The sequence below is a fragment of the Iamia sp. genome (genome assembly GCF_035575815.1).
GTDB lineage: Bacteria > Actinomycetota > Acidimicrobiia > Acidimicrobiales > Iamiaceae > Iamia.
The window spans coordinates 48,177-56,105 of the sequence record NZ_DATLXO010000086.1 but is presented as its reverse complement, the minus strand read 5'-3'; the positions used below and the strand labels follow the sequence as shown (position 1 = coordinate 56,105).

The following is a 7,929-nucleotide window of genomic DNA, read 5'->3' as shown; positions in this document are numbered from 1 at the left end:
CTGATCGTCGCGGTCGCGGCGCTGGCCACCTCCGACAGCGGCGGGGATGACGACCTGGCCGACGGTGGGCCGCCGTCCACCTCGGTCACCAACGAGCCCCTCGCCCCCGACTCGACCCACCCTTTCGAGGCTCCCTCCCTGCCGTCGATCCCCGGTCTCGACCCCGGCGCACCGGGCGGTGACCCCCAGGACCAGGCCCGACCCCTCGACGAGGTGCTCCCCGAGCTCATCGACTTCGTGGAGCGGACCCGGGGTCACCGGTTCCGCACCGAACCCGTGGTGGAGGCCCTGGCCGATGCCGAGTTCGAGGCGCGCCTGGCCGAGGCCCAGGCCGGCGAGGAGGATGCGCTGCGCATCGAGGGGGTCGTCGACCAGGCCCTGGGGCTGATCCCGCCGGGCACCGACCTGGCCGAGGTCGCCGGCGCGGCGGCGGCGGCGGTGCTGGGCTTCTACCTCCCCGAGACCGGTGAGCTGCTGGTGCGGGGCGATGCGGTCACGCCGTTCGTGCAGACCGTGATCGTCCACGAGCTCACCCACGCCCTCGACGACCAGTACGTCGATCTCGGCCGCCTCGACGCCCTCTCCGAGCAGCCCGACGAGGAGGCGTTCGGCTTCCTCGCCCTGGTCGAGGGCACGGCCCGGTGGGTCGAGACCTCGTTCCGGATGCAGCTGACCGCCGAGGAGCAGGCCGCGGTCGATCTCGAGGAGCTCCAGTTCGGCCTCGACTCGGTCATGGACACCCTCGCCGTGCCCCCGGCCTACATCGTCGCCGCCCAGATCCCCTACGTCGCCGGGCTCGCGCTGGTCTCCGACATCGTCGCCGAGGACGGGTGGCGGTCGATCGACGCCGCCTACCGGGCCCCCCCGACCACCAGCGAGCAGGTCCTCGATCCCGACCTCTACGAGGCCGCCGAACCGGCCGTCGCCGTCAACGCGCCCGAGGCCGACGGCGCGGTCGTCGCCGAGGGAGCGATCGGGGCGGTCGACCTGCGCCTGCTGGAGGTGGCGACCGATCCCACGGGCGCCCTCGTGGGCGGAGGCCAGGTGGAACCCCTCGACGGCTTCGGCGGCGGCCGCTTCGTGAGCTGGGAGGACGGCGAGGAGGCCTGCATCCGCTTTCGGGTCGTCGGCGACGACGCCGCCGGTACCGCGGCCATCGGTGAGGTGCTCGACACGTGGTCGGCCAGCGAGGCCGGCTCCGGGGCCCAGGTCGACGGCGGGACGGCCACCGAGGCCTTCACCGTCACCCGCTGCGCCTGACCGGCCGGTCCGGACCACGGCGCGGCCAGAACGGCGGGAGTGGTGGACGGGGAGCGTCGCTTCTGGGGCCCCGTTCTGCGTGGGGCGTGGATCTGGCCCCCAGAACGGGGCGGGGCCGCTTCTGGGGGCCACGTTCTGCGTGGGGCGTGGATCTGGCCCCCAGAACGGGAGTCTCGAGCGCCGCGATCGGCTCGGACCGGGCCTGCCTAGGGTGCCGCCATGGAGAACGCCCCGACCTCCGCCCGGCCCTCGACCGCACCGCGGGGCGACCCCTTGGCGGCCTTCCGCCTCGACGGTCGCCTCGCCGTGGTCACCGGCGCCTCGGCCGGCCTCGGCGACCACTTCGCTCGCGTGCTGCACGCCGCGGGGGCCACCGTGGTGGTCGCCGCCCGTCGCCTCGCGCGCGTCGACGCCCTGGCCGCGGACCTGGGCGATCGGGTGGTGGCGGTGGCCTGTGACGTGACCTCCGACGCGGACCTGGTGCGCCTGGCCGGCACCGCCGCCGAGGTGGGCGGCGGGGCCGTCGACGTGCTGGTCAACAACGCCGGCATCGGCGCGCCGCAGGCGGCCGAGCGCGAGCCCATCGATGAGTTCCGGGCCGTGGTCGACGTGAACCTCAACGCCCTGTTCCGCCTCACCCAGCTGGTCGCGGTCCCGATGATCGAGGCCGGTCGGGGGACCGTGGTGAACGTGGCGTCGATGCTCGGCCTGGTTGCCGCGGCGCCCGTCAAGCAGGCGTCGTACTGTGCGTCGAAGGGGGCGGTGGTGAACCTCACCCGCGAGCTGGGCTGCCAGTGGGCCCGCAAGGGGGTGCGGGTGAACGCCCTGGCCCCGGGCTGGTTCCCGAGCGAGATGACGGCGCAGATGTGGGACGACGAGGCGTCGTCGCGCTACGTCCGCGATCAGTGCCCGATGGGGCGCCGGGGCGAGCTCGCCGAGCTCGACGGGGCCCTGCTCTTCCTGGCCTCCGACGCGTCGAGCTACGTGACCGGCCAGATCCTCACCGTCGACGGTGGCTGGACCGCCCGCTGAGGGCGGACCGGCGCGACGAAGCTCGTTCTGGCCACCCTCGTGGGACCCAGGGGCACACCAGGGTGGCAGTTTCGGCGTGTCCTCTTCAGTAGCCGGGGGCGGGCTGCAAGAGGTCGAAGCGGAAGCCCTGGTCGTCGACGCACTCGGCGTTGCCGCCCGAGGGGTACTGGTTGCGACTGAGGACCTGGCCCCCGAGCTCGGTGACGCGCGCCGCGTAGGGCTCGATGTCGTCGACCCGGAAGTAGAGCCTCACCGGCCCGGCGCCGCCGTCGCCGTCGCCGTCGGACTCCATGAAGCCCATGGGGAAGTGAGTGTTGGCGATGTGGCCTCCGCCCTCCTGGGAGCCGGGCTCCACGTCCCAGGCGAACAGCTCGCCGAAGAAGGCCCGAGCCCGGGTCAGGTCCCCGGTCCGCATGGTGAGGTAGCCGGGCTCGACCGGTCGGCGGCCTCTGATGGTGAAGCCCCTGGTGGCACCGCCGTCCTCGCGGCCCGACGCCTCTTCGGCCCGAGAAGCGTCGATGGCCTGCGACAGCATCCACCGGTGGCCGAACGGATCCCGGATGGTGGCGTTGCGGTTGCCGTGGCCCTGGTCGGCCGGCGGTCGCTCGCCCTCTGCCCCCGCCCCCAGGGCCCGGTCGAAGGTGTGGTCGACATCGACCCCCTCGAGGTGGAGGGTGACCGGCGTGCCGCCGTAGTGGACCGGGCCGTGGTGGCCGGCGTCGGGGTACTCGTCGGCCAGCAGCAGCCGGGCCCCGCCGATGTTCACCTCGGCGTGGCCGACGCGCCCGTCGTCGCCGACGAAGCGGGTGGTCTCGATGGCGCCCAGCACGTCGCGGTACCAGTCGAGGGCGGCCGCTGCGTCGCGCACCGCCAGGTAGGGGCTGAGGGTGGCGGTGGTGTCGGGTTCGGTGGTGCTCACGGTGTCTCCTCCTCGGAGGCTGATGGTGGGGACGGCGTCGGGATCGGGCGGCTCGGGGACCAGGGCCTCGACGAGGCGGGCGCGGAGCGACGCCGCGAAGCCGGGGTCGGGGGCGACCGGCCGAGGCGGCAGGTGCAGGGCGTCGAACGGGTCAGCCATGGTCGCCGCCTCCTTCGGAGCGGTCATCGGCACCCACGGCCCGCCGGAAGGCGCCCCGGGCCCGCACCAGCAGGGCCTCGGTGGCGTGCACGGTGCGGTCGAGGTGGCGGGCCACCTCGGGCACGCTCAGCCCGTCGAGGTAGCGGAGGGTCAGCGCCGAGCGGTGGTGCGGACCCAGGTCGGCGAGCACGGCGTGGGCGGTGACGGCGTCGAGGTGGGCGTCCCACGGGTCGTCGTCCTGCGGGGGCTCCGCCGCCACCCGGTGGAGGCGGCGCTCCTCGCGCTCGGTGCGGCGCCAGTGGTCGACCAGCTTGTGGCGGGCGACCCCGATCAGCCAGGCGACGGTGAGGTCGGCCACCGCATCTCGTCGCACCGCGTCGACCGCGGCGAGGAAGGTCTCGGAGGTGACGTCCTCGGCCGTCGTGGCGCTGCCGCAGCGGGCCACGAGGTAGCCGTAGACCTCGGGCAGGGCGCGGTCGTAGAGCGCGAGCAGGGCGTCACCCTGATCCTCTGCGCTCGCCGGTGCGGGGTCCACGTCTCCTCCATCGCCGCCGGGGCGCCTCCTCCGACGGCCTGGTGCCAGGAGGAGGCGAGCGAACGGTACCGGCCCGCCCGAGGCGTCGCCTCGCTACGGTGCGGCCCATGAAGGTGCCCCTCACGTTGCGCGACTTCCTCGACCGGGGTGCGACGGTCTACCCCGATCGCATCGCGGTGGTCGACGAGCCCGATCAGCCCGCCGGGTCCCTGGGGTCGGTCACCTTCTCCCAGCTCGCGGCGCGCGCCCGGGCCCAGGCTGCCGGCCTCGACCGCCTCGGCGTCGGCCCCGGCGAGCGGGTGGCGATCCTGTCGCAGAACTCGGCCCGGCTGCTCGCGGGCTTCTGGGGCGTGGCCGGCTGGGGACGCATCTACGTGCCGATCAACTTCCGCTTGGCCGCCGAGGAGATCTCCTACATCGTCGCCCACTGCAGCGCGTCGGTGCTGCTCTACGACCCCGAGCTGACGAACAGCGTGGCCGGCGTCGATGGCATCCCCACGATCGAGCTGGGCTCCGAGGCCGCCGCCGACCTCGTGGCCGACGACACCGAGCCCATCCCGTGGGAGCCCGACGAGGATGTCACCGCCACCATCAACTACACGTCGGGGACCACGGCGCGACCCAAGGGCGTGCAGCAGACCCATCGGAGCCTCTGGCTCAACGCCACGACCTTCGGCTGGCAGGCCGGCATCACCGACCGCGACACCTACCTGCACACCCTGCCCATGTTCCACTGCAACGGGTGGGGCCTGCCGTTCGCCACCGCGGGCATGGGTGCCACCCAGGTGGTGCTGCGCAAGGTCGACGGGGCCGAGATCCTGCGCCGCGTCGACGAGCACGGTGTCACGGTCATGTGCGGGGCGCCGGCGGTCGTCAACGCCATCCTCGACGCCGCCGGCCACCTCGACGAGGTGCCCGGGCGGGGCCGCACCCGCATCGTCGTGGCCGGGGCCCCGCCGCCCACGCGCACCATCGAACGGGTGGAGGCCGAGCTGGGGTGGGAGTTCATCCAGATCTACGGCCTCACCGAAACCGCGCCGCTGCTCACCATGAACCGCACCCGGGCCGAGTGGGACGGCCTCGACCCGGCCGAGCGGGCCCGTCGGCTGGGCCGCCAAGGTGCCCCGGCGCTGGGCGTGAGGATGGGCCTCACCGACCAGGGTGAGCTCACGACGCGCACCAACCACGTCATGGACGGATACTGGGAGCAGCCCGAGGCCACCGGCGAGGCGATCGTCGACGGGTGGTTCCACACCGGCGACGGCGGCACCATCGACGACGACGGGTACACCGTGATCTCCGACCGCCGCAAGGACGTCATCATCTCCGGCGGCGAGAACGTGTCGTCGATCGAGGTCGAAGACGCCCTGTTCAGCCACCCGGCGGTCGCCGAGGCCGCGGTCATCGGCGTCCCCGACGAGAGGTGGGGCGAGCTGGTGCTCGGGCTGATCGTGTTGGCCGACGGTGCCTCGGCCACCGAGGACGAGCTGCGCGAGCACTGCCGCTCCAAACTGGCCGGCTACAAGGTCCCCAAGCGCATCGAGCTGCGAACCGAGCTGGCCCGCACCGCCACCGGGAAGCTGCAGAAGTTCAAGCTGCGCTCGCCCTACTGGGAGGGCCGGGAACGCCAGGTCAACTAGCCGGCGCCGGCCGTCAGGCGCCGGAGGCGGTCGCCACCCGCACGTCGAGGACGGTCGCCCCACAGCTGGCCCGGGCCCTCGGGCTCCTCGCGCACGCGCGTCTGCTCGATGAGGCGGCCCTCGGCGGCGGGCAGATCCTCGGGCGCGGAGCGCACGATGACGATCGTCTCGCCCTCGGTGCGGGGCCGGGCTCGGTGTTCGCCGTAGCCATCGGCGTGCTCGGCGTCGGCGGCGGGGCGGCGATGGCCCGGCCCGCTCCCCGTAGCCCGAAGTCGGGTCCGAGACGGCGCCTCGACCTGGCCTAGGTCGGGTCGACCCTGCGGGGTTCCTCGGTGTCGTCCTCGGCGGCGGTGATGGGTGTCACCGCCGCGGTCGTGTCGGCCGGGGATGCCGCTGCGGGGGAGGCCGTGTCACCTCCGCTGTCGGCGGAGCGCCGGGCCACGAGGGCGCCGAGGAGCTGGGGCACGTCGAAGCCGGTGAGGTCACCGGCGACCTGCATCCCCTGGGCCACGGTGGAGGTCACCTGGCGGGTGACGTCGGAGGCCCCCTCGGTGCTGATCACGGTGAGCTTGTCGATGTTGCCCATCGGCTCGGCCGCGGCGCTGACGATGTCGGGCAGGGCCCGGGCCATGAGGTCGAGGATGGCGGCATCGCCGTAGGCGGCGTAGGCGTCGGCCTTGCGGGTCATGGCGGTGGCCTCGGCCTCGCCGGCGGCCCGGGTGGCATCGGCGTTGGCCTGGCCCTCGGCCCGGACCGCCTCGGCCAGCTGCTCGCGCTGGGTGCGGACAGCGTCGCCCTGGAGGCGGACCTCCTGGGCTGCGGCCTCGGCCCGGGCGATGGCCGCGCTGCGCTCAGCCTCGGCGTCTTGTTCCACCCCGTAGCGGCGGGCGTCGGCCGGCTTGCGGATCTCGGTGTCGAGCTCGCGGTCCTTCAGCGCAGCCCGCCGGGTGGCCACCTGCTCCTGGGAGGCGAGGACCTCCTGGTCCTTGGACGCCTGGGCCAGCGGCCCGGAGGCGGCCGCCTCGGCGGCGGCTGCGTCGGTCTGGGCCTGGATCTCGGCCCGGCGCAGCTCGAGGGTGCGGTTGGCCACCGCGATCTCCTCCTCGGCCAGGATGCGGGCCTGCTCAGCCTCGCGACGGTTGATGGCCTCGGCCACGGTCGCTTCCTTGGCGGCGCGGGCGGCCTCGGGGCGTCCGAGGTCGGCGAGGTACTCGCCGTCGGCCTGGATGTCCTGGAGCTGGAAGGTGTCGAGCACCAGGCCCTGGTTGGTGAGGCTGGTCTCGGCCTCCTCGGTCACGGCGCCGGCGAAGGTGGCCCGGTCGCGGATGATCTCCTCGACGGTGAGGCGCCCGACGATGGCGCGCAGCGCGCCGGCCAGCACCTCCTTGGTGAAGTGGTCGATCTCCTGCTGCTGGCCGAGGAAGCGTTGGGCCGCGGCGCGCACCGAGTCCTCCTGGCCGCCGACCTTCACCACCGCCACGGCCTCGAGCGAGCAGCGGATGCCGTTCTTGGCGATGGCGGCCGGCACCGTGACGGCCAGCTGGCGGCTGGTCAGGTCCAGGATGGCGAGGCGCTGCACGACGGGCAACACGAACACGCTGGCGCCCATGACCACCTTCTGGCCCGACAGGTCGTGGGTGAGCTCGCCCGTCTCGGGGTTGGTCACCTCCTTGCCCTTGCGGCCGGTGACGACGAAGGCCTCGTTGGGTCCGGCGACCTTGATCCGGGTGACGACGAACAGGACGAGGAAGAGGATGAGGGCGAGCAAGCCGCCGAGGGCGATCAGGGCGGTCATGGGGGAGGGCCTCCGTCAGGCTGGGGGGTGTCGGGGTGGGTGGGGGCGGTGGGTGACCAGAAGCGGTCGTGGGACTCGACGCGGACGAGGGTGGGCGAGACGATCTCGACCACGACGACCGGCTGGCCGACGGTGATGGTCTCGTCGGACCGGGCGGCCATCTTGAGCTGCTGGCCGGCCTGGGAGACGAGGACCTCGCCGGTGCGCTCGGCGGTGAGCGCGGTGACCACCCGTCCGGGGCGGCCCACCAGGTCCGCGGAGCGTAGGGGGGCATCGGTCGCCATGTGCATCAGGCCGCGCGCCAGGCGGAAGGTGGCCGCCGCCAGGGCCAGGCCGGCCGCACCACCGGCCCCGACGGCGAGGACGGTCGGGGCACCCAGGGAGAGCGCAGCGGCCCCGACGAACCCGAAGGCGCCGACGAGGGCGGCCAGCACCGGGAGCGACAGCCAGTCGGGGCCGAGATCGACGTCGACCTCGCCCACGAGGAGCCCCACCACCAGGCTGACGAGCCCGACGACGCCGAGGATGAGGAACAGGGTCACCGGCGAACGTCCGACCTCGTCATCGGAGGGTCATCACGGTGCATCGG

At 73.8% G+C, this 7,929-nt stretch carries 8 protein-coding genes; 3 read left to right on the top strand and 5 right to left on the bottom strand.

What is annotated here, in order from left to right; genetic code table 11:
• Nucleotides 1–1,260 (top strand): hypothetical protein (locus VNL12_RS09235; protein ID WP_325593801.1); only part of this gene is annotated, 1,260 nt, incomplete at its 5' end.
• Between the two features lie 219 nt (nt 1,261–1,479).
• Entirely contained in the window at nt 1,480–2,292 is an 813-nt protein-coding gene (locus tag VNL12_RS09230; RefSeq protein WP_325593799.1) for an SDR family oxidoreductase, read from the top strand.
• A gap of 85 nt (nt 2,293–2,377) precedes the next feature.
• On the opposite strand, the gene VNL12_RS09225 is transcribed toward VNL12_RS09230, so the two are convergent.
• Both VNL12_RS09225 and VNL12_RS09220 read right to left on the bottom strand, forming a co-directional pair.
• Complete coding sequence (locus VNL12_RS09225; RefSeq protein ID WP_325593797.1) at nt 2,378–3,370, bottom strand: VOC family protein; 993 nt, start codon at nt 3,368–3,370, stop codon at nt 2,378–2,380.
• A complete protein-coding gene (locus VNL12_RS09220; protein WP_325593795.1) occupies nt 3,363–3,905 on the bottom strand; it encodes a sigma-70 family RNA polymerase sigma factor in 543 nt (180 codons plus the stop codon). The genes VNL12_RS09225 and VNL12_RS09220 overlap by 8 nt, the downstream gene beginning before the upstream one ends.
• 107 nt (nt 3,906–4,012) lie before the next feature.
• On the opposite strand from VNL12_RS09220, the gene VNL12_RS09215 reads away from it, so the two are divergent.
• A complete protein-coding gene (locus VNL12_RS09215; RefSeq protein WP_325593793.1) occupies nt 4,013–5,545 on the top strand; it encodes an AMP-binding protein in 1,533 nt (510 codons plus the stop codon).
• On the opposite strand, the gene VNL12_RS09210 is transcribed toward VNL12_RS09215, so the two are convergent.
• From VNL12_RS09210 to VNL12_RS09200, 3 genes are all read right to left on the bottom strand, one after another.
• On the bottom strand, nt 5,542–5,700 hold the full coding sequence (locus VNL12_RS09210) for a hypothetical protein (RefSeq protein ID WP_325593791.1): 159 nt from the start codon (nt 5,698–5,700) through the stop codon (nt 5,542–5,544). The two genes, VNL12_RS09215 and VNL12_RS09210, sit on opposite strands and share 4 nt — an antisense overlap.
• 146 nt (nt 5,701–5,846) lie before the next feature.
• Entirely contained in the window at nt 5,847–7,340 is a 1,494-nt protein-coding gene (locus tag VNL12_RS09205) for a flotillin family protein (protein ID WP_325593789.1), read from the bottom strand.
• Nucleotides 7,337–7,882, bottom strand: coding sequence for an NfeD family protein (locus tag VNL12_RS09200; protein WP_325593787.1), 546 nt, complete (start codon nt 7,880–7,882; stop codon nt 7,337–7,339). The genes VNL12_RS09205 and VNL12_RS09200 overlap by 4 nt, the downstream gene beginning before the upstream one ends.
• Nucleotides 7,883–7,929 lie beyond the last annotated feature (47 nt).